The following is a 23,208-nucleotide window of genomic DNA, read 5'->3' on the forward strand; positions in this document are numbered from 1 at the left end:
TCTATGGATAAATACAGCCTGATTTCTTTGATCCCTTCTGTTGCAATCGTTGTTGGCTGCGTAGCGATCGTCGTTGTCGGCGTTAAAATGCTGCGTAAGTTCATTGCTGAAGATGCAGCTAAGGCTGAAATGCGTGGCTTCGAGTAAAACCTGAGCCCGGCTATTCGGGCAGCACCTGCTGCCCAACTTCCACCCGAACCAGCCATCTTTTGTCGCGGCCCCTCCCAGGCCCGATACTTCAACCACGGCTCGAAGTCTTACCAGTCGTCTGGTACCACAAAACCACGATCGACCTCTTTGCCGCTGCTATCTATTCGTGCCACGAGCACAGGCTGTGTCGTAGATCCAATCCGCTCTAGAAAACTCTCCGCTGTCAGCAATTCCGATTGAAATGCCGGTGCTGAACCACAAGTTTCCGGCGTTAACCAACGTGGTTTGAGCAGCAACTGAAAGCTGGAAATACTCCTGGTTAATTCAACGGCCAGGTACTGTCGTAACCACCATCCCTGTAGATGGTCCTTATTAATTGCCTGATGTAGCGATGCCGCAGCGGTTACAGGGAATTCATCATATGGGTGGAATAGGTAACCCTGTATAAGAACCAGTGTTCTGTCTATGCCATCAAAGCCCAGCTCATTAAGCCGGGTCTGGCCGGCATCTGTCTGACTCAGATTCAGCTGTTTATCGATTAGCCTTTGCCACTTGAGGCCGAGCCTGTCCTGCCTGGCAGGGCCTACAAAATGATCGAGACAGGAGCCATCACCTACGCGCAGGTAGAACTTAATAGCGCACTCCAGATGAAAAGTAAGGCCGCCCGAGAGACGGCCTATAAAATCAAACTCGCCGACTGTACGCTTAGCATCAATGACTTGTATATTATGATATAAATCAGATAGTTGAGGCGTATTTTTTAGAATCGACCTGATGATCGTTTCGTAATACAGGCCGAGCCTGTATTGACCGGCAGGCTGAGTTTGGCCTGTATCAGCCAGGCTTCCCGGGCGATAGAGTTTCCTGATCCAGTCAGCACCATCCCGGCTCTCGGGCGGGTTCATCAACGAAGGCGCTTGAAGGCACCACTGCATATCTTTTTGGAACTGGTTCATGACACAATGTTTGCTGTGAGGAGTTGGCAGATCTGCGAACAAGTCCGGGAATCGTCCTGCGGGCGTTTCGCACTCATTCGCAGGCTCCCGGGTGACTCCGCTACTTGAACGCAAGTCCCATAACACCATATTGGATTTTTGATTACAGTAGCAGATTAATTTTGATAACAGGCAAGGATTAATATGAACACGCGCCGGTCAGATGCAAAGCCTCTCAGTGAGCAGAATCGTTATACAGCTAAATCTGATATCGATATCAACTACATACTGGTTAACGGGGCTCAGATTTCGTTGCGAAAGCTGAGCCGGGCCGGCTCTTTCAATGCAAGGCTGTATTACTACGCTGAGATAGGGGTTTATCTGGAAGTATCGCTATCGAGTGGTGCAGGTATCACCGACGAGACGCGTCAGCTCCTGCAGGAAGTCCATAAACAGGCCACATACCTGCACATGGAAGCAAACAAGCTTAAAAACCTGAATCCTAACGAAGATTGAAAACGGAATAGCCGTCAGTTGTGAGCAATCAGTGCCAAACCTTTGATGCGAAGGATTTCCTTTCGCGCCTTACCCATCGCCCCGGTGTTTACCAGATGTACAACTCGGAGGGCGAGATCCTGTATGTGGGTAAGGCAAAAAACCTGAAAAACCGCGTCAGCAGTTACTTTCGTAGTAGTGGCCTCAGCACCAAAACCCGGGCGCTGGTGAGTAAGATTGCCGATGTTCAGGTAACTATCACCAACAGCGAGACTGAAGCACTGCTATTGGAGCAGAACCTGATCAAGCAGCAGCGCCCGCCCTATAATATCCTGCTGCGTGATGATAAGTCGTACCCCTATATTTTCATTTCCAGCAAGGACGCTTATCCAGCAGTGCGCTTCCATCGCGGCTCGAAACGCCGCCAGGGACGCTACTTTGGCCCCTTTCCCAGCAGCGGTGCGGTGAGGGAAAGCCTGAACTTGCTGCAGAAGATTTTTCGGATCAGGCAGTGTGAAGACAGCTTTTTCAAAAACCGCTCCAGGCCTTGCCTGCAATACCAGATCAAGCGTTGCACGGCGCCTTGTGTCGGAATGATCAGCGAACAGGAGTATGAGCAGGATCTGCGGCATACCGCTATGTTTCTCGAGGGAAAGAATCAGCAATTGCTCCAGGAACTGGGCGAGCAGATGGAGCAAGCGTCTCAGGCACTTAATTTTGAACAGGCAGCGGCTTTAAGGGATCAGCTGATCAGCTTGCAAAAAGTCCAGGAGCAGCAATATGTTTCCGGGCAAAGCGGCGATGCTGATGTCTTTGGTTGTGCTGTTGGTTCCGGTGCCGTCTCTATCCATATGTTGTTTGTCAGGGCCGGAAGGATTATCGGTAGCAAGGTATTTCACCCGAAAGTCTCAGTTGAGGACAGCCCTGCAGAAGTGCTGTCTGCATTTGTCGCGCAGTGGTATCTGGGCAGTGACCGTGAGATACCGGCGGCAGTCATCACGGCATTAGAGCTGGAGGATGCCGAATCAATCGAAGCGGCTTTAACGGACAAGCGTCAGCGAAAGACTGCACTTCTATATAATGTGCGAGGTGATCGCGCTGCCTGGCAGCGTCTTGCGCAAACCAATGCCGAACAGCAGTTGGGAAGTTATCTCGCTAATAAGCAGAATGTCTACAACCGCTTTCTGGCATTGCAGGATGTTATGGGGCTGGATAGTATCCCGCAACGCTTGGAGTGTTTTGATATCAGCCATAGTTCCGGTGAGGCGACTGTTGCATCCTGTGTAGTCTTTGACCGCAACGGTCCGCTGAAATCCGATTATCGCCACTTTAATATTGACGGGATTACGGAGGGTGATGATTACGCTGCCATGCACCAGGCGTTGACCCGTCGCTATATGCGCCTGAAAAAAGGTGAGGGTAAACTGCCGGATATTCTGTTAATTGATGGCGGTAAGGGCCAGGTATCCCAGGCGATGTCCGTGCTGGAGGAGCTGCAGATTACCGAGGTTATGGTTGTCGGGGTAGCGAAAGGGCCAACCCGAAAAGCCGGATTTGAGATGCTGATCATGGGTGACAGCGGTGAAGAGATGACGCTGGCCGGGGATTCGTCAGCGCTACATCTACTGCAGCATATCCGGGATGAGGCCCATCGCTTTGCGATTACCGGGCATCGGGCGCGGCGCGGTAAAGTCAGGCGGACCTCCACGCTTGAAGGCATTCCCGGTGTCGGACCGAAAAGACGGCGCGAATTATTAAAACATTTTGGTGGAATTCAGGAGGTTCAGCGCGCCAGTGTTGAAGAAATTGCAAAAGTCTCTACCATAAGCCGAACACTTGCTGAGGAGATATACTCAGCACTACATTCCGAAGCCTGAGAAAAGAGGGTGGCTTTGCTGTTGTCGATGAAAGTTCCAAATATGCTGACCTTGTTACGCATCGTGTTAATTCCGGTGCTGGTCGCTGTTTATTATCTTCCCTTGTCCTGGGCTCCGCTGGCTGCTGGAGCTATATTTGCCGTTGCCGCTGTTACTGATTGGTTTGATGGTTATCTGGCACGCAAAATGAATCAGATGTCGCCATTTGGTGCATTTCTTGATCCGGTTGCCGACAAGCTGATGGTTGCGGTCGCACTTGTGATGCTGGTCGAAACTTACGCCTCACCGTTACTGACTGTTCCTGCAGTGATAATTGTTGGGCGGGAGATCGTTATTTCGGCCCTGCGTGAATGGATGGCCGAGCTCGGAGAGCGGGCCAGTGTTGCTGTTTCCTATATTGGCAAGCTGAAAACAACACTGCAGATGGTCGCTATCTTTGCGCTGATTATTGTAGATCCCGGGAGTAACTACGCCTGGACAGGTATCGTAGCTCTGTATCTTGCGGCAGGGTTGACTCTGTGGTCTATGATGCAATACCTGATGGCTGCCTGGCCTCATCTGTCTGATGATCTGTAGCTGGTTGGTTTTTGTACGCTAAGTATCTAATCTAAAAGAAAAATTTCATAGATCCTTGTTGACATGAAATGACGGCGCTCTATAATACGCACCACTTATAGCGCAGCGCGGGAATAGCTCAGTTGGTAGAGCACAACCTTGCCAAGGTTGGGGTCGCGAGTTCGAGTCTCGTTTCCCGCTCCAATATCCGTATTGGTCGTGTTTATAGGTGTAATGGCTGGATGGCAGAGTGGTTATGCAGCGGACTGCAACTCCGTGTACGCCGGTTCGATTCCGACTCCAGCCTCCATTGCCCGGATGGTGAAATTGGTAGACACAGGAGACTTAAAATCTCCCGCTCGAAAGAGTGTACCGGTTCGAGTCCGGTTCCGGGCACCATCATCCTTGATGGTGTGATAAAGAAGCAGGCTAAGGCCTGTTTTTTTTCGTCTGCAGATTCTGTCATTTCCTAATTCTCTCAGCGTAAAATTCTCCGGCATCTCTTAAAGGGCCCCCTCGGTTTCGGTTTCATTCTTTACGGATATTCGGAATGGAGCAGGAAGGGCGGTAAACCATTCGCTTTAATAAAGTCCAGTAATGGCAATCCCGCTTATTAACTGGTCAGATATTGGCCCGATTTGCACGTATATTGATCGATTTTGGCGCTAAACGGCCGGGCTGAAAATAATTCTGTAACTTTTTTAAATTAGGGCTTGATAAACTCTCAAATATTCGGATAATACGCTCCAACTTCTTGACGCGAAACGGTTTTTACTTCGGTAAGCCAGAAGCGAAAGAGCACTCCTAAGATGGCAGAGTGGTCATGCAGCGGACTGCAACTCCGTGTACGCCGGTTCGATTCCGACTCCAGCCTCCATTCACAAGTCAGCGGGAATAGCTCAGTTGGTAGAGCACAACCTTGCCAAGGTTGGGGTCGCGAGTTCGAGTCTCGTTTCCCGCTCCAATATCTTCCCCCTAAGATATTGATATGGTGCAGCTAAGCATCATTATTGGTTTAAGCCATCAGAAAGGGCTGGATGGCAGAGTGGTCATGCAGCGGACTGCAACTCCGTGTACGCCGGTTCGATTCCGACTCCAGCCTCCATTTCTGATTCCCTCCTCTGATTCAGAATCAATCACTTTCTAAGCCAGGCCAGTGCGGTATCCAGCATCCGGTTTGAAAATCCCCATTCGTTGTCATACCACGCAAGCACCTTAACCATATGCTCGCCAACATGTGTCTGAGTGCTGTCAAAGATGCACGAGGCGGTGTGGTGGTTAAAGTCTACCGAAACAAGCGGTAGATCGTTGTACTCTATAATGCCCGAGAAATAGCTGCCTGCAGCCTCTTTCATCAGATTGTTGATCTCTTCTTTGGTGGTGCTTCTGACGGGTGTAAAGCTCAGGTCCACCAGAGAAACGTTGGCAGTGGGCACGCGTACCGCCAATCCGGTCAGCCTTCCATTCAGTTCAGGAAGGACGAGCCCGACCGCTTCGGCCGCTCCTGTGCGGGTCGGAATCATCGACAGAGCCGCCGCGCGCGAGCGATAGGGGTCTCCGCCTGCAATATCACTGAGGTGCTGGTCATTGGTATAGGCGTGAATGGTGGTCATTATGCCTTCGCTAATGCCTATTTGGTCATTCAGTACCTTGGCTAGCGGGGCCAGGCAGTTTGTTGTGCATGAAGCGTTGGATACAACGCTCATTTCAGCGGATAACAGGTGCTGGTTTACACCGTAGACGATGGTTGCCTCTGAACCCTTGGCGGGCGCCGATACAAGGACTTTCGTTGCTCCGCCTTTCAGGTGGGCTTCCACGGCCTCACGACTGGTAAACCGGCCACTGCACTCAAGTACAAGGTCAATCTCCAGGTCGCGCCATGGAACCTGGGAAGGGTCGGTGTACTGAAATAGGCGGATCTTGTCTCCTGCTACACTGAGGTGATTTTCTGTAAGATTGACCTCGTATCCGAACATGCCGTGAATGCTGTCATACCTGGTCAGGTGTGCGCTTATCGCAAAGTCGCCAGGGTCGTTAATGGCGACTATTTCAATTTGTTGATTCTTGCCGCTTTCATAAAGCGCACGCAGTATATTGCGTCCAATGCGCCCGTATCCGTTAATTGCTACTCGAACAGTCATAATCAAGTGCCTCCCTGGTCGTGGCGTTTACAAATAGAATAGTTTAGATTTGAGGCAGCTGGATGGCTTGAGGGGGCTATCTATCGAAAAATAAAGGGATTCTACTCATCTGCTTCGTATAGAATGCTGTACCTTTCTTAAAACTTATACATAATACGTATCAAAAAATACGTATCTGGTTAGCTTATGCCAAGAAAAACTGACACCCGCGAAAAAGTCTTCGATGCAGCTGATCAGTTGCTGATAGAGGGTGTGCGCCCAACGCAGCAAAGTATCCGCGACCGAATTGGCACCGGCTCTATATCTACTATCAATAAAGCGCTGAATGAGTGGTGGCAGAGCATCGGTGAGCGCCTCAATAAGGACGCCAGCCGGCCGGACCTTCCTGACCAGGTTATCGATTCTGCCAGCAGAATGTGGCAACAGTCACTCGCTTACGCAGAACAGGCATTAAGCGAGAAAGCAGCGAGGCTGGAAGCACTGACAGAGCAGTCTCTTAAGGATTCGGCAGCAAAGGTTGATGTGATGGCGCAGGAACTGGCCCGGTTGCGTGAACAGAATGCTCGCCTACTGCAGGATAATGAACGCCTGAGTAGCGAAAAGATCAGCGTGCAAAAGGAAGTTCTTGGCCATGAAGAGAGGATTATTCGCCTGCAGGCTGAAAAAGATACGCTGGAAAGGGATCTTAAGCAGTACAGCTTGCTGAGCGGAGGGCGCGGTAATGATTCGGGTGCTATGGATGAAGAATTTATGAATCTCCGAGTGTCGCTGGGAATTTCTGAACAGGAAAGTAAAAGGCAGCTGAAACAGGTAGAGCGACTGACTGGCGAGAATGCGCTGCTACGTCGTGATTTGCTGGAGCAGGAGAGGGCGTCAACCGCTCAGATTCATGAGCTGGAAAAGACCATAGCCCGCCAGGAGATATGGATTGATCAGCTCAAGAGCTCATCGACTGGGCAAGCAGAAAAGGAAGTCGCTTTTACTCAGGATGATCATTAAGAACAACTACAAGTTTGTGAGATAAGTTATTGAAATGGATATATTTATCGCAAACGATTCCAGTTATGGCGAGATTGTAGGCACTCTGAGGAATTGTGGCGCAAAGGATGCCCTGTGCTGTAGCAGCGAGGCTGTTTTTGCACTGGCCAAGAAGGCGCTGGTTAACGAGAAGCTCACTGGTATAACCGTCCAGCTACTGGATTCTGAAGGTTATGCAATACGCCAGGTAACCAGCAAGAAAAGGGGGGATAAGCCCCCTTCAGACCAGCTGTCAGATCGCCAGATAGCTGTGGTTCGCACGCTGGAAAAGGTGCTTTATCACTGCCAGAAAGAAGGAATTCAGCTGGTTGGTTACAGTGATGAACTGGTCGCCATGCCTGCAGGCCTTGCGGCCGAGGACCTGTCTACAGCAGGAATTCGGGATGTCGAAACCTATGGCACATACGTCGGTGCGGATGCCCTGGTACAAGAAGTTGAAGTAGGCACCGATCCCTGAATCTGTACAATTAGCTTACTTAAAAGACAATAATATCATTTGCTTACGTTAGTGAACTCAGTCTTTGCGCTAACGCATACTAAAGGACGGAACGTAGATGTCGGTAGCCGTTAGAATTTTACTTGTCGATGATCATCCGCTGGTGCGGGCTGGTTTCCATCGACTGCTGCAGGCTGATGAAGAGATCGAAATTGTGGCTGAGGCCGATAACGGACTTGAGGCGTTTTCTTACTACAAGGATCTGCAGCCCGATCTGGTGCTGATGGATCTTTCAATGCCAACAGATGCAGAATCACCTGAGACAACCACCAACATCAACGGCGGGCTTGAGGCAATACGGCGCATTATTTCCTATGATTCAAATGCGCGGGTACTGGTTTTGACTGTAATGGAAAGCGAGCCTTTTCCAGCTCATGTGATTCAGGCGGGTGCCAGGGGGTATCTTACTAAACGTTGTGCGCCTGAGGAGCTTTTGCATGCTGTTCACGAGGTGTATGCGGGCCGATCGTACCTGTCTGAGTCGATCAGGGACAAATTGGGTCCCACGTTTGGAGATGCTTCGCCGCTGGCTAAGCTGACAAAGCGGGAAACTCAGATCTTTTCGCTGTTGGCTGAAGGCTACTCGGTTTCTCAGGTTGCCGAAGAGATGTTCCTCAGCCCTAAGACGGTTCGCGCCCATCGAACCAATATCTTGCGCAAACTGGAGCTCAGTAACAACTCTGAGCTGGTTCATCTGGCTATCCGTTACGGGATAGTACAGGCCTGAACAAAATGCCTGAGAACGCTGTCTACAGTTAATTAGGGGCAGCAACGTCCATCGACAATAACTACAAGTGGCGAGGTCATCGAATGGCTGAATACAGCACGCCCGAACTGATGATGGAGTCAGATTTCATATGGAGGGAAATCGCAGTTGGAGATCATGTCATGGTTGAAGCAGATATCTATGACTCGACAGGTCTTCAGCTCAAGAAGGATCGTTTGTACCAGGTGCTGGCAAAAATGCAGGAAGCACCTGGAAACTCTAAGTTGATAGTCGAATCTGACGTAACAGGCGCATTGATAGACGTACATCCGGCGCTGTTATGTAGCTATGAGTCAGCAACAATGCCGGTGCAGCACTCGTAGTCGTCAGTAAGCTCAAACTAGCGCTTAAGCCGCCTAAATTGGCGGTTTTTTTTGGCCTGAATATATATGCATATAATGTATATTATGTTAAATACGATAATTATTTTGACGTCAGGATAATGACACAAAGGCCTCTTGGTCGTTGCTGGACAGGTTTCAGGCTGCAGCAGTCCCGATGGACTGTTTCAGGTGTTTTTAGGTGACGTATCTTTGACGCGGTGGCCAGAGTCGCTGCATTTCATATCATATTGCAGGCTCTGCTTGGTGGGATGCGGGAACTCAGTACTATCCCCTCTTACTGGGTTATGCTTTTATCGTGCTAGGTTGCCGGCCCGATTCTCAGATAGGGATATCTACTGCCGGTTTCATTGCCGAGATCAGGCGTGGATTTTACGTTGGTTGAAACGCGATCACTTCGTACGGAGAGTCGCCAGGATTTTTATTTTGTGGGTAAAGTGCCGTTCCGTGAAAGCTCGGCGCAGTTTTTGTCCGGGGATTTTGGTGTTGGGTCAGTCCCTTTAGTATCTGTCTGGTTTGCGCTTGGTGATGCCAGGCTTGCCGAAAATCCACTTGGTTTGAGGTTATTTGCGGGCTTTATATATCTACCGATGATGATCAGCGGTGAGTTGCTCAACATGGCAGCGACATTCGCCGCAACGAGGCTGTAAACCGTGTACTGCGAATATCTCACGATACTCATCTTCACCGAACTCTAAAGCCTCCTGGATATCTTCTATATAGAGGTCGTTGCAGGTGCAAACGAGCGTCGGATCCTGATCTTTTCTTTCCTGATTCATTAAACACTCCTGGCTGGATGCTGCTAAGTCGATGACTGCGAAGGGATCGCAGTAGATAGAATCCCATTGTAAGAGGCATCGTTCATGCCCACAGCGAAAAAACTGCAGCTCAATATGAAGGCAGTTTGTGCTTGTCGACAGGCATTCATAGGGAGCTGATTTCCGGTAGCTATTCCGGCTTTATAGCTAATGCCGATAAATAGCATTATCGGCATCGAGTCAGCTTTCTAATACCGGGGCGTCTGACTACAGTCCTTACACGAACCAAAAAAACTGTATAAATATACAGTATTATTAAAATGCCATGATTTCCCTACCACCGGATAAAGCAGGCTTAATGCGATATTTTATGGCTACATTTGTTTCGTAAAGATTCAGCTGTCGACCTTTAAGCCGGTTGTTTACAGATAGCAGCTATCGAAACGAAGATTGATCAAGAAGTGCTGTATATATATACAGTTAAGCTCTACTACCAACACCCTTCTGCGTTGTGACTTACGTAGGCTTTTGACTGCATAGCGCCTAAAGGGCGCACCTCTGCTTTGACGTTGGCTGGTGACAGACGAGGCGGCGTCTGGGGAGTGAAAGTATCAGCAGATACTTCGATCAGTACGATGAGGGCATGATTTCTGTCGCTGAGGCCCGGCAGAATATGCGGGTTTTGGCTTTAGTCTGGCAACTTTTCCAGCAGCGCTTTCATCTCTTTTGCCGGCCAGAGGTAGCCCTTTTGGCCCTTTACTTGGCAGGGGCGCTCACACAAATTTCTGGATAGAGAGCATGCCCCTAAATCCATAATGTCAGTGCCATCCCAGGTGTGGGATTCCAGGTCCGAGGTCGCTAGTCTCAAGGTACCTTATACGGAGCGGCTGCAATCAGTATCAAAGTGCAGCTCGTCCACTGTTTTAAGCGCCCTTTCAATCAGCCCCTCAGGATAGCCCAGCTTCAACATAGTGTTAGCCAGCATATCGCTAAACCACCACTGCAGCGCTTTTATCTCCTTCAGGGTGACCGCCGTCAGGGCAACAGAAAACCGCGTTTCATCATAGGTAAACACAATGCACTGGCGTCGCTGTATTGTGGTGATATTGGCATGCCAGTCACCTAATGCAGGTGACTGGCTTTCTGATTTTTCCGGTACCAGAAAGCCTGCTTTCTTTAACTTGCCGGCAAGCTTTTTGGTGAGGTGAATTATTATATTATTTTCATAAATTGCTAATAATTAAGACTTTTCTGTGGCAGTCAGCATATCAAATACCGCCCTAGAAAAACCCTGTGCCACTTGCGGGTTGCTTAGGATTTGCATCATCTACCGCTTGTGGGAAGTCACCCAGAAACGCCTGCTCCGACGAATTATTCCTGATCTGGTGCATCACCCTTTCGTTCTCCCCTACTTTGTCCGCCACGGTTTGAGCGTAATTGAGCATATCGTCATCGGTCAGGTTATCAGTCTCAAACAACTCGTTAAGACGCTTCAGGATGGCTGATACTCAGTAGTTTTTTGGCATCGCCGACGCGGTGGCCCCAGTCGGTTTCTTCGCTCGAGATCTGGTGCTGCTGGCAATAGTCGCGGATCTGTTGCGGATCGATAACGTCGTCATTGCAGCCGATCACAATCTGTAACGGTGCCTGTTGCGCCTTGATACGGTGCATATTGATCGCTTCAAACTGCTCCAACATGTCCGGGCTAACATTTATCGGCTCGCCGGTGATGTAGTTGGTCGCGGGTGTGTCCAGGTATTTGGCCAGCATCCGGCCCGGTTCGATACAGGGGTTAACCGCCAGCGCTTTGATGCCGTAGATCTCGGCCGCTTTGATGGCGTAAAAGCCACCCATAGAGGTGCCGATAACAATATCCGGGTTAGCGGGTGCGGCTGGGTCGAAACAATCATTGAGATGCGCTGCCAGCAGCTCAATCGAGTGCAGATAGTGCTCGGGCTGGTAATCCGGTGCAGTGACTTGGGCGCCAAGGGCGCGTAATGCCTGCACCGTAGAGCCGCTGCCATTGGAGCCCAGACCGTGAAGGTAGAGGATACGAAGTGGCTGTGATGGCATCAACTGGAGGCTCCGGCTGGACTGGTTTATTCCATCAAAAAGCTTTAGGTATTGCTTATAAAGCATTGAAATATTGTATTTTTATAAGGCAGGGGTGTTGAATCCCCTGCTTCGCTTGTCTTACTTGCACAGTGCCCGATAACGCTGGGTGCCCTGGCGTGCTTCGATACGCGCGCGCCACTGGTTGATGTTGCTGTATTCGCTCAGATCAAACTTGATGTCATCGCAGATGCCGACGACGAAGGCGCAGTTGAGGTCGGCCAGGGTGAAGCGATCAGCAACCAGGAATGTTTTGTCGTTAAGGCTGTTTTCCAGCGTGGCCAGCATCGGCGGAATTTTCTCAAAGGCTTTGGCGATGATGTCAGCATCGCGGCGGGGTTCCGGTACGAACACCAGCTGGATGAAGGCCTGAATCATCGGCACTTGCAGGTCGGCGACCGACCAGATGCTCCACTGGCTGACCTGCCCCCGTTCCTGAGGGCTATTGCCCAGCAGTTCCGGCTTGTAGGCGTCGGCGATGTAGTTACTGATTGCCAGAGATTCCCAGATAACGAAATCACCGTCTTGAAGTGCCGGAACTTTGCCGTTCGGGTTGACCTGCCGGAAGGCTTCTGATTTGTGTTCGCCGGCGCTGAAGTCGATTGACTGGGTTTCGTAGGCTACGCCTGCTTCTTCGAGACACCAGAAGCAGCGTCCGGCGCTGGATTTTGGGCTGCCGTATATCTTGATCATGATCGTTTCCTGTCTGGGGTACCTGCCTGTGCAGGCGTATGGATAGCACGATTCTAAACCAGTCGTTCTTATCCGCCCAGCCTGCGCTCTGTCTGAGGTTCGATGCCTCTCGAAATAACCTTTAAATATTGATGTTAAGTCTATCTATATGGCCTATAGCGTTAATAAATTGATGATTATGTGATGCAAAAAGCCGACGGCATTAGCTCTTATGCTATCATCAATAAATTGAGGCTAAATCGTATTTTGTTATTTCTAGCATCAAAAAATTGATGATTAACCGAATTTCGATAGGTGGGCTATGAATAGTAGAAACTACTATGCCATGACGGATATGGCCATCGCCAGAGAGTTGGGGCAACGGCTTGAGCAGATCAGGCTTGAGGCCAATATCCCCCAGAAGCAGATCGCCGACGAACTGGGGATCTCAGAAGGTACCTACCGCAGTGCAATCAAGGGCAAAGCGCGGCTTGAAGTGGTGATTGGTATTATGCGGATTTTGGGTCGGTTGGATAATCTGGATGGCTTTCTGCCGCCGGAGCCGTTTAGTCCACTGGAGCTGCTGAAACTCGAAGGTAAGAAACGCCGACGCGCAGGCACTAGACGTGACAGTACTTCATCTGATAATGACGCTGACGAGGACTGGTAATCACGATGGCGAATATGACGCAACATAACGTTGCCCGGGTAGAGATGTGGGGGCAGCTGGTCGGCGCCCTGTCCCATGATGATAGGAGCGGCCTCTGCGCTTTCCAGTATGCGCCTGAATGGATTCAGGGTGGCATTGAGATCAGTCCGGTGAAGCTGCCCCTGTCTAATCGCGTTTACCAGTTTCCTGCGTTACCGCGTGACACTTACCGCGGGCTGCCGGGTGCCTTTGCAGACACCCTGCCGGATGATTTTGGTAATGCGGTGATTGACGCCTGGCTGGCACGAAGCGGGCGGGATCGCGAGACTTTCTCCTCGCTGGAGCGACTGCTGTATACCGGGTCGCGCGGCATGGGGGCTCTGGAATATCTGCCCTCTATCGAGCGCCCTGTTAGTGCGGCAATGCCGCTGGAACTGGATGGACTGGTGGCGATGGCCCAGTCCGTTCTGGACCAGCGTTCCGGCCTGGCGGAGTCTCTGGTTGAGGGAAATGGCGAAGCCTTATCTGCGATCCTGCAGGTAGGTACCTCTGCCGGCGGTGCCCGACCGAAGGCTGTGATCGGTATTAATGCCGATCGTACCGAGATCCGCAGTGGCCAGGTGGATCTGCCGGACGGATTTGAGCACTATCTGCTGAAGTTTGATGGCGTGGTCGAGCACTCGGCTGCCAAAGAGACCTTTGGTGATCCGCAGGGATTTGGCCGGATGGAGTACGCCTATTACCTGATGGCGCGGGATGCGGGGATCGATATTTCACCGTGCGAGCTATTGCAGGACGGTGAGCGGGCGCACTTTATGACCCGGCGCTTCGATCGCATTGGCAATAAGAAACTGCACTACCAGTCACTCTGCGCGATGGATCATGCTGATTATAAGCAACCGGGGCATTACAGTTACGAGCAGCTGTTTTCCCTGATGCGTTCCCTGCGCTTTAAAAAAGCAGCAGCGCTGGAGCTGTACCGCCGCATGGTGTTTAACATCGTGGCGCGAAACCATGATGACCACACCAAGAACTTCGGCTTTATCCTCGACCGCAGCGGCCAGTGGCAACTGGCTCCGGCATTCGATATCGCCTACAGCTACAAGCCAGGGTCGAAGTGGGTCAACTCCCACCAGCTATCGTTGAACGGCAAGCGTGATGATTTCACCCGAGAGGATCTGCTGCTGCCTGCGGAGAAGTTCCGCAAAGACGCGGAGCAGATTATCGATGAGGTGATTGAGGTGGTATCTCAGTGGCCGAAATATGCTGCCGAAGCGGGTGTCTTTCCGGCATTTTCGACTGAAATAGCACAGTCCCACCGGCTTTATCTGTAAATCGGCTGGCGCTGAAGGCGGGCGGCTTTAATTGGCTGAGCCGCCCGCCTTCTGTTGGCCGGAGTTCTGCCAGCGCGGGTCTAACTCAGCAGATCAATAACCTTCTCATCCAGCTGTGCGGCCAGCTTCTGGTAACCCTCCGCATCGGGGTGAATCTCGTTCATCCAGTCCCCGCTCTCGCCTGCCGTGCCCAGTTCTGCGGGTGTCAGAGTCTCGCGGGTATCGATCACGTGAAAGTTGCTGATGGGATCAGGTCCCAGCGCCAGCGATAAGATCCCGTCCGCAAGATTATCAAACAGAAATCCGACCACTGCGATCCACTGGTCTTGCGGTACTTCCGCAGCGATCAGCGCCGGATAGAGCCAGGGGCCCAGTGTCGGCATTGGTAAATTGAAGAAACGTGCTGGCGAGTTGCGTGGTGTCGCATAGTCATAGGTGTGAGTAAGAATAGGCGTTCCTGTGGCCGGCCCGCTGTCTCGCCGGGAGGCGATAGTCCGGTAGCCGGAAAGGATCTCCTCTATCAGGGCATCCAGTTTCTCAAGGTCGCAATAATCGGAAGGTATCAACGGTGATGACGTGCGTTGCGCTGCAGGCAGAAGCAGCTGACGGGCGTGATCAATCATATCATTGCCGCCACCGCTCAGCAGAATAAGGTCCCAGCGATAGTCTTCCGAATCCAGCGCGTTTTTTAATGACTGATTGTGTGTCATGTCTGCCATATTGCGCATAGTGTCGCCGGGCGATGCGCAGTCGACAATCATCGTCAACCTGGTAAAGCGCATCGGAAACAGCAGGTTTGAAACCGGGGCTCCACCCAGAGTGAACCAGGAATCCCCTTCAGCCAGAATCAGCTGATCGTGAATCAAAGGGTCTTCGTAAATGGGCAGATCGCTGTTTTCCAGTTCATGCCAGCGCAAGATGTTCGGTCTGAACGTTTTCATCACCTTCTCTCCCTGTTCCTTGTGTTGGTTATTGCGGCCTTATGGCTGACCTGCCGGCTCAGGCGACTTGCCTTTATTCATTTTGGCAGGTGATCGATTCAGATTAGTGCTGGCTGGCGGTTTATCAAGGTCACTTTCAGGCCGGAACAGGCTCGAAAAACAGATATCCGAAAGATTTTACAATCAAAGCGTTGTAAAGTTGCACGCTTTCAATCTGTTAGCCAATTGAGACTCTTTAAACGCTATGGACCTGAATACCCTTCAATCCCGCTTCTATACTCTGCGCTCTAACAAGATGTTTGAGCTGTTTGTTGTGATGGTGATCCTGTTCTCCGCATTAGTGATCGGGGCTAAGACCTACAACATACCGCCAAACGTCCTGACCGTGATCGGCTGGCTGGATGTCGCAATCACCCTGTTCTTCCTGATTGAGTTAACGGTCCGGTTTGTTGGCGAGCCCGAGAAACGCAGCTTCTTTCGCAATGCCTGGAACCTATTCGATACCCTGATTGTGGTGGTGAGCCTGATTCCAATCGAAGACAGTGAGATGGCCCTGGTCGGCCGGCTGATCAGGATCTTCCGCGTGTTGCGTATGGTATCGATCGTACCGGAGCTGCGACTGCTGCTGAATTCACTGATCAAGGCATTGCCGCAGCTGGGTTATGTGATTCTGCTGATGTTTATCATCTTCTATATCTACGCCGCCGTAGGCGCATCTTTCTTTGCGCAGATCAATCCGGAGTTGTGGGGTGATATCTCCATTGCCATGCTGACCCTGTTCCGGGTGATGACGTTTGAGGACTGGACCGATGTGATGTACGAGACCATGACGGTCTATCCGTTCAGCTGGCTGTTCTATCTGACCTTTATCTTCCTCACCACTTTTGCCTTCCTCAATATGGTGATCGGTATTGTGGTAAACGTAATGGAGAACGAGCACGCGCAGGAGGAAAAAGAGAAAGCATTGGCAGAGGGGCAGCTTACAATCGAAGATCTTTCCAATCAGATCAATGAGTTAAAGCTGATAATTGAAGCGCAGAATAAGCAAAGAGACGAAGTATAGGCGTTACCCCATCTGCCCCGGAGAGAGGGCGCTTGTAGCCGCTACTAACTGCAGACTACTGCGGCAGAAGCGCTCTCCGGGGCTATCCATCCCGTCCCTCTAGCTGGTCAGCTTCGCATATAGCTGCGGCAGTTTAGCCGGCAGCTCTGCGGCACGGCGAATCAGGGTGTAGTTTCCGCGCCCGAACAGATATGGCAGGTAGTCTTCCGCCTGCTGGTCGATAGTGATGCAGAAAGGCACCAATCCTGCCTTACGCGCTTCAATGATCGCCATGCGGGTATCCTCGATGCCATAACGCCCCTCGTAGTGATCGAGATCGTTAGGCTTGCCGTCTGTCAGAATCAGTAACAGTTTCTGCTTCTGTGGCTGTGCCGATAGCAGCTCGGTCGAGCGGCGGATTGCTGCGCCCATGCGGGTGTAATAGCCCGGCTTGATCGCCTCAATCTGTTGCCGGACCTTGCGGTTGTAGCTCTGATCAAACCCCTTCAGCAGGTGATAGCGCACATGATTGCGGTAACGGCTGGAGAATCCGCAGATTGAGAAGCGGTCCCCGGTTTGTTGCAGACATTCGCTAAACAGGTAAAGCGAGTCACGGATAATATCGATCACCCGGCCATGATCGCCGACCCAGGCATCGGTCGAGAGTGACAGATCGGCCAGCAGCAGGCAGGCCAGATCACGCTCGCGCTTTTCCAGTGAGCTGTAGAGCTTGGGCTCGGCGACCTGATAGCCGGCAGCCCGCTGGCCGCGAAAATGAAGGTAGGCTTCCAGATCCAGTTCGCTACCCTCCTCCTGCTGCTTAACCCACTGGGATTGCGGCCTCAGGGCCTGAAACTGCCGTTTCAGCCTGCGGGCCGTGGCCTGCAGGTGTGGTGGCAGCTCGCCGGAATCGCTGCTGGCGGCCCGCACGGTCAGCAGGTTGCAGTGATCCTTAATCAGTTGCTGCTTGCGGTAGTCCCACTCAGGCAGCGGGTGATCGGTGCCGATGACCAGATCGTCCTCGGCTTCGGATGGCAGGTCGAGGTCGAACCGGATTCGCTTGGCAATCGCGTTACTGTCGCGGCTGACGGTCAGCTCCTCCAGCTCGTCAGCGTTCTTTTCGGCGTCCTGCAGATCCTCATCTTCATCTTCAGAGCGGTCCAGGTTTGCCATCTCGGCGATGCTGAACAGGCTGGTTTCATAGCGCAGCGCCAGCAGGCCGCCCTTGTTGGTTTCGGACTTTTTGCGCTTCGCCTTGCGTTTGCGCTGCTGCTCACTGGCTTTGCTTTCACCATCGCTATTCTGTTGCTGAACCGAATCGACCTTGATCTGTTTACCCGGCAGGCTTTGCGGAGGTGAGGGATGCAGCCACAGTAATACCGGCGCAGGTTCATAACGGCACTCGCCGATTGTATCGATACTGCCCGGCTCGATCAGGGCCTGCTGAATACGTTGCTCCTGTACCGCCTCTGCAACCGGCAGCAGCTCCGGATCGGGACGTTGCCTGATCAGTGCCCGGCTCAGTGTTTGGTAACGCCGGTTCAGCCCCGGATAGTGGTCGAGTACATAGAGCACCTGCAACTGACTGCGTTTGATCCAGTTATGCTGACTAAACTCCGGCGCAGTCGCCAGGGCTGCCAGCCAGTAGTAAAGCTCGCGATTAAGCTCGGCATCGGCGAAGAGATTGATCCGCTCAGGCAGGTGCAGGGTTTCAGGGTCACGCCAGGCCAGCGCAACCCGGCTACCGCTGCCTGCCAGCTTCTGTACCCAGGAGCGGCGCAGATTGACAGAGCTCATCGTCGAAGCACGCAGGTTCAGACCGCCATCACCGCCCAGGGTGCGAAAGAAAACCGACAGAGGCTTACGCAGGCTTTCCAGTGTCACCGCCTGGTGGTGCTTATGGGGATCGGCCATGCGGCTGATCCAGCTGTCCCAGTATTTACCAACCTGTTCTTCCATCGGGTGCCCCTTGTACTACGCTGCGGATCATTCAGATTAGAGATCGGCTCAGAAATTGGCTTTAACCACTTCCATCAGTGCCTGAATAGTGTCGTCATCATCGGTGAGGGATTCGACCATGCCAGCACGGCAGGCTTCGATCGGGTCAAACCCGGCCTGTATCAGTTTGGCGGTGTACACCAGCAAGCGGGTGCTGGCGCCCTCTTCCAGGTCCATATCCTTCAAGCTGCGCAGTCCGATTGCCAGCTGCACCAGGCGCGAGGCGCGGGCGTTGTCGAGGCCGGTTTCCACCTCAATCACGCGCTGCTCTTCAGCCGGTTTCAGGTAGTCGAAGGTCATGGAGATAAAACGCTGTCGGGTACTGGGTTTCAGTCCCTTCATCAGGTTCTGGTAGCCGGGGTTATAACTCACCACCAGCATGAAATTTTTAGGTGCCTGTAGCAGCTCGTTGGTGCGGTCAATCGGTAACACGCGGCGGTCATCAGTCAGCGGGTGGATGACCACAGTCGTATCCTTACGCGCTTCCACTACCTCATCCAGATAACAGATGCCGCCTTCACGCACGGCGCGGGTCAGCGGGCCATCATGCCACTGGGTGTTGTTATCACCGATCAGGTAACGGCCGACCAGATCCGATGCAGTCAGGTCATCATGGCAGGATACGGTATGTAGCGGCAGGCCCAGGGTTTCGGCCATATGGCTGATGAAGCGGGTCTTGCCGCAGCCGGTCGGTCCTTTGATCAGTACCGGCAGCTGGTTTTCGTAGGCGTGGCGAAACAGTTCGACCTCGTTTTGCTGCGGCAGGTAAAACGGGGCGGCATTCAGTTCAATCGCATTGGCAGTCTGCATAACCTGCTCCTTGTCTGCGGGATAGTTTCAGTGTGAATCAAGGGGAAGCGGCACCCTGATTCAGGGTGCCGCTTGAGGGCGGGTTTACTTATTTAGCCATTGCCATCATCTGGGCGTTATCTTTGGCGGCTTCCTCTTCAGTGCCGATAAAGAAGCTCCAGAAGTAAACACCGAGGCCTGCCATGAAGCCGACACCTGAGATCAGGCGTAACCAGTAGAAGATCTCGATCTTATCCTGCACCACCATAAACGGCAGTGGTGTATCGGTATAACGCTGCATCCAAACCTGCAGGATGCCGGCACCGGTCAGGAACAACGTGATTAGCAACATAGAGATAGACATTAGCCAGAAGCCCCAAAGCTCAGTACGCTGTGATTTCTGACTGTTAGCAACGCGACCTCGAATCAGCGGCATAGCGTAGGAGATGATGCACATTACGATCATTGCGTACGCACCGTAGAAGGCTAAATGGCCATGCGATGCGGTGATCTGAGTGCCGTGGGTGTAGTAGTTAACCGGAGCCAGGGTATGCAGGAAGCCCCAGACACCTGCGCCCAGGAAGGCCATCACACCGGTTCCCATCGCCCACATAACCGCTGCTTTGTTCGGATGGTCACGACGACGCTTGCGCACCATGGTGAAGGCGAACATTGTCATCATAAAGAACGGAATCGGTTCCATCGCGGAGAAGATACTACCCAGCCACTGCCAATATTCAGGCGCGCCGATCCAGAAGTAGTGGTGACCTGTGCCGAGAATACCAGTGATCAACGCCATGGCGATGATCATATAGAGCCACTTCTCGATCACTTCACGGTCTACGCCGGTAGTCTTGATCAGCACGAAAGCCAGGATAGCGCCGAGGATCAGCTCCCACACGCCCTCTACCCACAGATGTACCACCCACCACCAGTAGAACTTGTCACGTACCAGGTTCTCAGGGTTGTAGAAGGAGAACAGGAACATCACCGCCAGACCGATCAGGCCGATCATCAGTACGCTGGTGATCACGGTTTTACGGCCGCGCAGCACAGTCATGCCGAGGTTAAACAGGAAGCCCAGTGCCACCAGCACGATACCGATTTTGGTAATCAACGGTTGCTCTAAGAACTCCCTGCCCATAGTGGGCAGCAGATCATTACCGGTCATCTTCGCCAGGGCGGCGTAAGGCACCATCAGGTAACCGACAATGGTCAGCGCACCGGCAATCAGGAAGACCCAGAACAGTACGACCGCCAGTTTCGGGCTGTAGAGTTCTGTTTCACACTCCTCCGGTACCAGAAAGTAAGCTGCGCCCATAAAGCCAAACAGCAGCCAGACGATCAGCAGGTTGGTATGTACCATGCGTGCCACGTTGAACGGGATCGCAGGAAACAGGAAGTCGCCGATCACATATTGCAGTCCCATGATCAGGCCGAACAGTATCTGGCCTGCAAACAGGCCCAGCGCCGCTATAAAGTACAGACGTGCGACAGATTGAGATTGGTATTTCATCGTGAGCTCTCCGCCTTAACCCTGATCATTCGGTGGCCAGTTGCTGGTGTTGATCTCTGAAGTCCATTTCAGGAATTCAGCCACCGCTTCCAGCTCCTGATCGGACAGGTTGAACTGCGGCATACTGCGACGGCCCGGAATGCCATTTTCAGGCCGGCTCTTGATAAAGCCGATGATCGCTTCCTTGCTGTTGCCGTAACGGGTGTAAACATTACCCAGCTCAGGTGCGAAGTATGCGCCCTCGCCCAGTAGCGAGTGACAGCCGACACAGTTATTCTCCTCCCAGACCTTCTTGCCCAGAATCACCTGCTCGTTGATATTCTCGCGGTGGTCCCTTTCAGGCAGCGTCCGTTCGGTATGAAAGGTCAGGCCAAGGAATACCAGGATGAAGAACAGACTTCCCCCATAGAAGATATTCCTCGCCATCGCCTTGGTGAATGTTTCATTCATTTGAAGCTCCTCAGACCCGGCAGAGGTCACGGATGGCGTGTTTTAGTGGATGCAGGAGCTATTCTGAGGATCGGAGGCGGGCAAAAACTTGATAATTATCAAGCGGCTTTAAAAATATATAATTTATACATTATTAAGCCTCAAATAACGTTATGATGCGCTCACAGCATCAATAACCCGCCGATTATCAATAACAACAGCGGCGTGTAGAGCAACATGCCCCGCTTTAGCAGGTGGCGTACGCCTGCGAGCTCCATATAGCCGAGAATAATCAGACAGGCCTTGGCGACGCTGATTAGCAGTATCAGCGATATAATCTGAGGTGACGGATTCTGCTCGCCGAGCAGGAACATCGACAGGCTGAGCAACATCAGCAGCAGCCAGCACAGTGCAGGGCTGAGTATTCGATTGAGTTTATTCATCAGTGGATCACATAGATCAGCGGAAACAGGATGACCCAGACCAGATCGACCATATGCCAGTAACAGGCACTGCTTTCTGCACCGCTGATCTGGCCCTGGCGATAAGCACCCTGCTTAATCCGCAGCGCAACAAACAGCAGGATGACCAGTCCGAGCACGACATGCAGCAGATGGAATCCGGTGAGCAGGAAATAGCCGGTAAAGAAGGCGTTGCTATCCAGATCATGACCGGCAGCAACTAACTGCTTATATTCCCACAACTTTATAGGGATATAGAGCGCCCCGACCGGTATGCTGAGCAGCCACCAGCCCAGTGCCCCCGGACGGTGTTGACGCAGCCGTACGATCGCCTCGGCGACACAGCCGCTGGAGGTCAGTAACACTAGGGTATTCACCAGTCCGGCAACGGGGTGAAGCAGTTGCTGACCGGCATTGAAAGTCTCAGGATCGTAGCGCCGCAGGGCACTGAATAGCAGGAAAAACAGCGCAAACACCGAAAGCTCGGCGAGGATAAACAGCCACATCGCCAGATCACCGGGTAGCTTTGCTCCCTGCGCTGCCGAAGCGATGGCCGGATCGTCCGTTGGAAGGACGGCTTGACTGGAGCTGTTCAGGATATACCCCCTATGCTGAAAAGGTGCAGAAAAAGATGGCTGGCTGCAGATGCTGCAGAGTAAGAGAAAGAGGGAGCGACCAGAGAGCCGTTGGGCACTCCTCTTTCAAAACCCTTGCGGGTCTATCCTTTGAGGGGAAAAGGATTGGCGCATTATTGGCCCCACAGCGCCGCCTTGCCTTGATATTTGACAATTTTATCCGGTCACAGCGTGATCGGACCTGATTTAGCTAGCACAGAGGTTCGATAAAAGTGAGTAACGACAAGCAGACACTTCAGCAAGCCTGGTTTCGTGCAGAGCAAAACGTGCTCTTTTCAGCGCTGGACCCGGGTATCCGGGAACAGCTGATGGCCGAGTCTAAAGTCGTAGCGCTGGACAATGGCGAGACCCTGTTTCTACAGGGGGACGATGCACGCTACTTTTTCCTGGTGCTGGAGGGGCGCATTAAGCTCAACCGCGTTTCAGTGGATGGCAATGAGAAGATCATCGAAGTTCTGAACCCCAACGGTACCTTTGCCGAGGCGGTGATGTTTATGGAGGGCAGCAGCTATCCGGTCAATGCCCAGGCCATCGGCGCTACACAGGTGCTGGGAGTCAGCAACCAGGCCTATCTGGATTCCATCGCCGGTAATCCGACCTGCAGCAAGCGGCTGATGGGCAAGATGGCCGAGAAACTGCACTTCAGGCTCAATGAGATCGAAACCCTGACCCTGCAGAACGCCCGCCACCGGCTGGTGCGTTTTCTGCTGTCGCTGGTATCTGATCTGACGGTCGATCAGGTCACCATCACCCTGCCGATGGCCAAGCGCCTGATCGCATCCCGCCTGGCGATGCAGCCGGAAACCTTCTCCCGCATTATGCACGAGCTGAAAGACCGCGAGATCGTGGCGGTAAAAGGTTCCGAAGTGCAGGTGCTGGATCTGCAGCAGCTGAAGGACTTTGGCTAAGGGAATCGAATGGCAGTCATACCTGGTGCCACTCTCCACTACCGTGCCTATCTTCCGGTAGGCTCGGGTCTCCAAATTGTGGAGAGTGGCACCAAGCTGTGTCGTTGCAGAACGAAAAAGCTGACGCAGACGCTGAAATCCCAACTTGGGAGCACAACTAATCACTCATC

Annotated in this window: 25 protein-coding genes and 5 tRNA genes; 18 read left to right on the forward strand and 12 right to left on the reverse strand. The window is 52.3% G+C overall.

From position 1 onward, the window contains the following. Window positions 1-3 precede the first annotated feature (3 nt). The gene (locus Q354_RS28435) at window positions 4-147 is read left to right on the forward strand and encodes a hypothetical protein (RefSeq protein ID WP_169828854.1); all 144 of its coding nucleotides are present in this window, start codon (window positions 4-6) and stop codon (window positions 145-147) included. A gap of 110 nt (window positions 148-257) precedes the next feature. Here the strand turns inward: Q354_RS28435 and Q354_RS0103710 are convergent, their stop codons facing one another. After that, window positions 258-1,106 (reverse strand): DUF1853 family protein, encoded by an 849-nt coding sequence (locus tag Q354_RS0103710; RefSeq protein WP_027856450.1) that lies wholly within the window; start codon window positions 1,104-1,106, stop codon window positions 258-260. A 183-nt stretch (window positions 1,107-1,289) separates the two neighbouring features. Between Q354_RS0103710 and Q354_RS0103715 the strand changes: the two genes are divergently transcribed. The 8 genes from Q354_RS0103715 (at window position 1,290) to Q354_RS0103750 (ending at window position 5,117) form a co-directional block, all read left to right on the forward strand. Beyond that, entirely contained in the window at window positions 1,290-1,601 is a 312-nt protein-coding gene (locus tag Q354_RS0103715) for a hypothetical protein (RefSeq protein ID WP_027856451.1), read from the forward strand. A gap of 20 nt (window positions 1,602-1,621) precedes the next feature. Further along, window positions 1,622-3,457, forward strand: a complete 1,836-nt coding sequence (gene uvrC, locus Q354_RS0103720; protein ID WP_036228448.1) for an excinuclease ABC subunit UvrC — start codon at window positions 1,622-1,624, stop codon at window positions 3,455-3,457. Window positions 3,458-3,484: 27 nt separating this feature from the next. Then, complete coding sequence (pgsA, locus tag Q354_RS0103725; protein ID WP_027856453.1) at window positions 3,485-4,033, forward strand: CDP-diacylglycerol--glycerol-3-phosphate 3-phosphatidyltransferase; 549 nt, start codon at window positions 3,485-3,487, stop codon at window positions 4,031-4,033. 107 nt (window positions 4,034-4,140) lie between these two features. After that, window positions 4,141-4,216: transfer RNA gene (locus Q354_RS0103730), tRNA-Gly, on the forward strand. Window positions 4,217-4,248: 32 nt separating this feature from the next. Continuing rightward, window positions 4,249-4,322: transfer RNA gene (locus Q354_RS0103735), tRNA-Cys, on the forward strand. Window positions 4,323-4,324: 2 nt separating this feature from the next. Continuing rightward, window positions 4,325-4,411 (forward strand) — tRNA-Leu (locus Q354_RS0103740). A 489-nt stretch (window positions 4,412-4,900) separates the two neighbouring features. Next, window positions 4,901-4,976, forward strand: a tRNA-Gly gene (locus tag Q354_RS0103745). A gap of 67 nt (window positions 4,977-5,043) precedes the next feature. Beyond that, window positions 5,044-5,117, forward strand: a tRNA-Cys gene (locus tag Q354_RS0103750). Window positions 5,118-5,148: 31 nt separating this feature from the next. Here the strand turns inward: Q354_RS0103750 and gap are convergent. Further along, a complete protein-coding gene (gap, locus tag Q354_RS0103755; protein ID WP_027856454.1) occupies window positions 5,149-6,153 on the reverse strand; it encodes a type I glyceraldehyde-3-phosphate dehydrogenase in 1,005 nt (334 codons plus the stop codon). Window positions 6,154-6,339: 186 nt separating this feature from the next. On the opposite strand from gap, the gene Q354_RS0103760 reads away from it, so the two are divergent. From Q354_RS0103760 to Q354_RS28440, 5 genes are all read left to right on the forward strand, one after another. After that, the gene (locus tag Q354_RS0103760; protein ID WP_027856455.1) at window positions 6,340-7,152 is read left to right on the forward strand and encodes a DNA-binding protein; all 813 of its coding nucleotides are present in this window, start codon (window positions 6,340-6,342) and stop codon (window positions 7,150-7,152) included. Window positions 7,153-7,186: 34 nt separating this feature from the next. After that, entirely contained in the window at window positions 7,187-7,648 is a 462-nt protein-coding gene (locus tag Q354_RS0103765) for a hypothetical protein (RefSeq protein ID WP_027856456.1), read from the forward strand. 97 nt (window positions 7,649-7,745) lie between these two features. Beyond that, a complete protein-coding gene (locus Q354_RS0103770) occupies window positions 7,746-8,414 on the forward strand; it encodes a response regulator (RefSeq protein ID WP_027856457.1) in 669 nt (222 codons plus the stop codon). 83 nt (window positions 8,415-8,497) lie between these two features. Beyond that, window positions 8,498-8,776, forward strand: coding sequence for a hypothetical protein (locus Q354_RS0103775; protein WP_156948184.1), 279 nt, complete (start codon window positions 8,498-8,500; stop codon window positions 8,774-8,776). A gap of 383 nt (window positions 8,777-9,159) precedes the next feature. Then, on the forward strand, window positions 9,160-9,444 hold the full coding sequence (locus Q354_RS28440) for a hypothetical protein (RefSeq protein WP_027856459.1): 285 nt from the start codon (window positions 9,160-9,162) through the stop codon (window positions 9,442-9,444). Window positions 9,445-10,426: 982 nt separating this feature from the next. Here the strand turns inward: Q354_RS28440 and Q354_RS28980 are convergent. From Q354_RS28980 to Q354_RS27170, 3 genes are all read right to left on the reverse strand, one after another. After that, on the reverse strand, window positions 10,427-10,783 hold the full coding sequence (locus Q354_RS28980) for a DUF6933 domain-containing protein (RefSeq protein WP_407637262.1): 357 nt from the start codon (window positions 10,781-10,783) through the stop codon (window positions 10,427-10,429). A 251-nt stretch (window positions 10,784-11,034) separates the two neighbouring features. Further along, a complete protein-coding gene (locus Q354_RS0103800) occupies window positions 11,035-11,625 on the reverse strand; it encodes a YqiA/YcfP family alpha/beta fold hydrolase (protein ID WP_027856462.1) in 591 nt (196 codons plus the stop codon). 120 nt (window positions 11,626-11,745) lie between these two features. Further along, window positions 11,746-12,357 carry a glutathione S-transferase family protein gene (locus Q354_RS27170; protein ID WP_051559859.1) on the reverse strand — a complete coding sequence of 204 codons (612 nt, stop codon included), beginning with the start codon at window positions 12,355-12,357 and terminating at the stop codon, window positions 11,746-11,748. Between the two features lie 301 nt (window positions 12,358-12,658). On the opposite strand from Q354_RS27170, the gene Q354_RS0103810 reads away from it, so the two are divergent. Together Q354_RS0103810 and Q354_RS0103815 are read left to right on the forward strand one after the other, a co-directional pair. Then, entirely contained in the window at window positions 12,659-13,006 is a 348-nt protein-coding gene (locus tag Q354_RS0103810) for a helix-turn-helix domain-containing protein (protein ID WP_027856463.1), read from the forward strand. 5 nt (window positions 13,007-13,011) lie between these two features. After that, window positions 13,012-14,319: a type II toxin-antitoxin system HipA family toxin gene (locus Q354_RS0103815; protein ID WP_027856464.1), complete on the forward strand. Its 1,308-nt coding sequence runs from the start codon at window positions 13,012-13,014 to the stop codon at window positions 14,317-14,319. An 80-nt stretch (window positions 14,320-14,399) separates the two neighbouring features. Here Q354_RS0103815 and Q354_RS0103820 read toward each other — a convergent pair whose 3' ends face one another. Then, entirely contained in the window at window positions 14,400-15,260 is an 861-nt protein-coding gene (locus Q354_RS0103820; RefSeq protein WP_027856465.1) for an SGNH/GDSL hydrolase family protein, read from the reverse strand. Window positions 15,261-15,504: 244 nt separating this feature from the next. Here Q354_RS0103820 and Q354_RS0103825 point away from each other — a divergent pair, with 244 nt between their 5' ends. After that, complete coding sequence (locus Q354_RS0103825) at window positions 15,505-16,323, forward strand: ion transporter (protein WP_027856466.1); 819 nt, start codon at window positions 15,505-15,507, stop codon at window positions 16,321-16,323. Window positions 16,324-16,422: 99 nt separating this feature from the next. Here Q354_RS0103825 and Q354_RS0103830 read toward each other — a convergent pair whose 3' ends face one another. The 6 genes from Q354_RS0103830 to Q354_RS0103855 all read right to left on the reverse strand — a co-directional run bounded on the left by Q354_RS0103830 (window position 16,423) and on the right by Q354_RS0103855 (window position 22,001). Beyond that, window positions 16,423-18,261 carry a nitric oxide reductase activation protein NorD gene (locus tag Q354_RS0103830; RefSeq protein ID WP_027856467.1) on the reverse strand — a complete coding sequence of 613 codons (1,839 nt, stop codon included), beginning with the start codon at window positions 18,259-18,261 and terminating at the stop codon, window positions 16,423-16,425. 48 nt (window positions 18,262-18,309) lie between these two features. Continuing rightward, window positions 18,310-19,110: a CbbQ/NirQ/NorQ/GpvN family protein gene (locus Q354_RS0103835; protein WP_036228449.1), complete on the reverse strand. Its 801-nt coding sequence runs from the start codon at window positions 19,108-19,110 to the stop codon at window positions 18,310-18,312. 88 nt (window positions 19,111-19,198) lie between these two features. After that, window positions 19,199-20,605, reverse strand: a complete 1,407-nt coding sequence (locus tag Q354_RS0103840; protein ID WP_027856469.1) for a cbb3-type cytochrome c oxidase subunit I — start codon at window positions 20,603-20,605, stop codon at window positions 19,199-19,201. Window positions 20,606-20,620: 15 nt separating this feature from the next. Next, window positions 20,621-21,055, reverse strand: coding sequence for a c-type cytochrome (locus tag Q354_RS0103845; RefSeq protein ID WP_027856470.1), 435 nt, complete (start codon window positions 21,053-21,055; stop codon window positions 20,621-20,623). A 161-nt stretch (window positions 21,056-21,216) separates the two neighbouring features. Continuing rightward, window positions 21,217-21,477, reverse strand: a complete 261-nt coding sequence (locus Q354_RS0103850; protein WP_027856471.1) for a cytochrome C oxidase subunit IV family protein — start codon at window positions 21,475-21,477, stop codon at window positions 21,217-21,219. Continuing rightward, complete coding sequence (locus tag Q354_RS0103855) at window positions 21,477-22,001, reverse strand: cytochrome c oxidase subunit 3 family protein (RefSeq protein WP_051559860.1); 525 nt, start codon at window positions 21,999-22,001, stop codon at window positions 21,477-21,479. The genes Q354_RS0103850 and Q354_RS0103855 overlap by 1 nt, the downstream gene beginning before the upstream one ends. A gap of 341 nt (window positions 22,002-22,342) precedes the next feature. On the opposite strand from Q354_RS0103855, the gene Q354_RS24465 reads away from it, so the two are divergent. After that, the gene (locus tag Q354_RS24465) at window positions 22,343-23,038 is read left to right on the forward strand and encodes a Crp/Fnr family transcriptional regulator (RefSeq protein ID WP_051559861.1); all 696 of its coding nucleotides are present in this window, start codon (window positions 22,343-22,345) and stop codon (window positions 23,036-23,038) included. The last annotated feature ends 170 nt before the right edge of the window (window positions 23,039-23,208 follow it).

Source organism: Marinobacterium jannaschii DSM 6295 (assembly GCF_000620085.1).
GTDB classification, from domain to species: Bacteria; Pseudomonadota; Gammaproteobacteria; order Pseudomonadales; family Balneatricaceae; genus Pontibacterium; species Pontibacterium jannaschii.

What these genes read in the sequence shown, in the direction of transcription:
- Q354_RS28435 (WP_169828854.1), top strand. Translation starts at nt 4, where the DNA reads ATGGATAAATACAGCCTGATTTCTTTGATCCCTTCTGTTGCAATCGTT.
- Q354_RS0103710 (WP_027856450.1), bottom strand. Translation starts at nt 1,106, where the DNA reads ATGAACCAGTTCCAAAAAGATATGCAGTGGTGCCTTCAAGCGCCTTCG.
- Q354_RS0103715 (WP_027856451.1), top strand. Translation starts at nt 1,290, where the DNA reads ATGAACACGCGCCGGTCAGATGCAAAGCCTCTCAGTGAGCAGAATCGT.
- pgsA (WP_027856453.1), top strand. Translation starts at nt 3,485, where the DNA reads ATGAAAGTTCCAAATATGCTGACCTTGTTACGCATCGTGTTAATTCCG.
- gap (WP_027856454.1), bottom strand. Translation starts at nt 6,153, where the DNA reads ATGACTGTTCGAGTAGCAATTAACGGATACGGGCGCATTGGACGCAAT.
- Q354_RS0103760 (WP_027856455.1), top strand. Translation starts at nt 6,340, where the DNA reads ATGCCAAGAAAAACTGACACCCGCGAAAAAGTCTTCGATGCAGCTGAT.
- Q354_RS0103765 (WP_027856456.1), top strand. Translation starts at nt 7,187, where the DNA reads ATGGATATATTTATCGCAAACGATTCCAGTTATGGCGAGATTGTAGGC.
- Q354_RS0103770 (WP_027856457.1), top strand. Translation starts at nt 7,746, where the DNA reads ATGTCGGTAGCCGTTAGAATTTTACTTGTCGATGATCATCCGCTGGTG.
- Q354_RS0103775 (WP_156948184.1), top strand. Translation starts at nt 8,498, where the DNA reads ATGGCTGAATACAGCACGCCCGAACTGATGATGGAGTCAGATTTCATA.
- Q354_RS0103800 (WP_027856462.1), bottom strand. Translation starts at nt 11,625, where the DNA reads ATGCCATCACAGCCACTTCGTATCCTCTACCTTCACGGTCTGGGCTCC.
- Q354_RS27170 (WP_051559859.1), bottom strand. Translation starts at nt 12,357, where the DNA reads ATGATCAAGATATACGGCAGCCCAAAATCCAGCGCCGGACGCTGCTTC.
- Q354_RS0103810 (WP_027856463.1), top strand. Translation starts at nt 12,659, where the DNA reads ATGAATAGTAGAAACTACTATGCCATGACGGATATGGCCATCGCCAGA.
- Q354_RS0103815 (WP_027856464.1), top strand. Translation starts at nt 13,012, where the DNA reads ATGGCGAATATGACGCAACATAACGTTGCCCGGGTAGAGATGTGGGGG.
- Q354_RS0103820 (WP_027856465.1), bottom strand. Translation starts at nt 15,260, where the DNA reads ATGAAAACGTTCAGACCGAACATCTTGCGCTGGCATGAACTGGAAAAC.
- Q354_RS0103825 (WP_027856466.1), top strand. Translation starts at nt 15,505, where the DNA reads ATGGACCTGAATACCCTTCAATCCCGCTTCTATACTCTGCGCTCTAAC.
- Q354_RS0103830 (WP_027856467.1), bottom strand. Translation starts at nt 18,261, where the DNA reads ATGGAAGAACAGGTTGGTAAATACTGGGACAGCTGGATCAGCCGCATG.
- Q354_RS0103835 (WP_036228449.1), bottom strand. Translation starts at nt 19,110, where the DNA reads ATGCAGACTGCCAATGCGATTGAACTGAATGCCGCCCCGTTTTACCTG.
- Q354_RS0103840 (WP_027856469.1), bottom strand. Translation starts at nt 20,605, where the DNA reads ATGAAATACCAATCTCAATCTGTCGCACGTCTGTACTTTATAGCGGCG.
- Q354_RS0103845 (WP_027856470.1), bottom strand. Translation starts at nt 21,055, where the DNA reads ATGAATGAAACATTCACCAAGGCGATGGCGAGGAATATCTTCTATGGG.
- Q354_RS0103850 (WP_027856471.1), bottom strand. Translation starts at nt 21,477, where the DNA reads ATGAATAAACTCAATCGAATACTCAGCCCTGCACTGTGCTGGCTGCTG.
- Q354_RS0103855 (WP_051559860.1), bottom strand. Translation starts at nt 22,001, where the DNA reads ATGTGGCTGTTTATCCTCGCCGAGCTTTCGGTGTTTGCGCTGTTTTTC.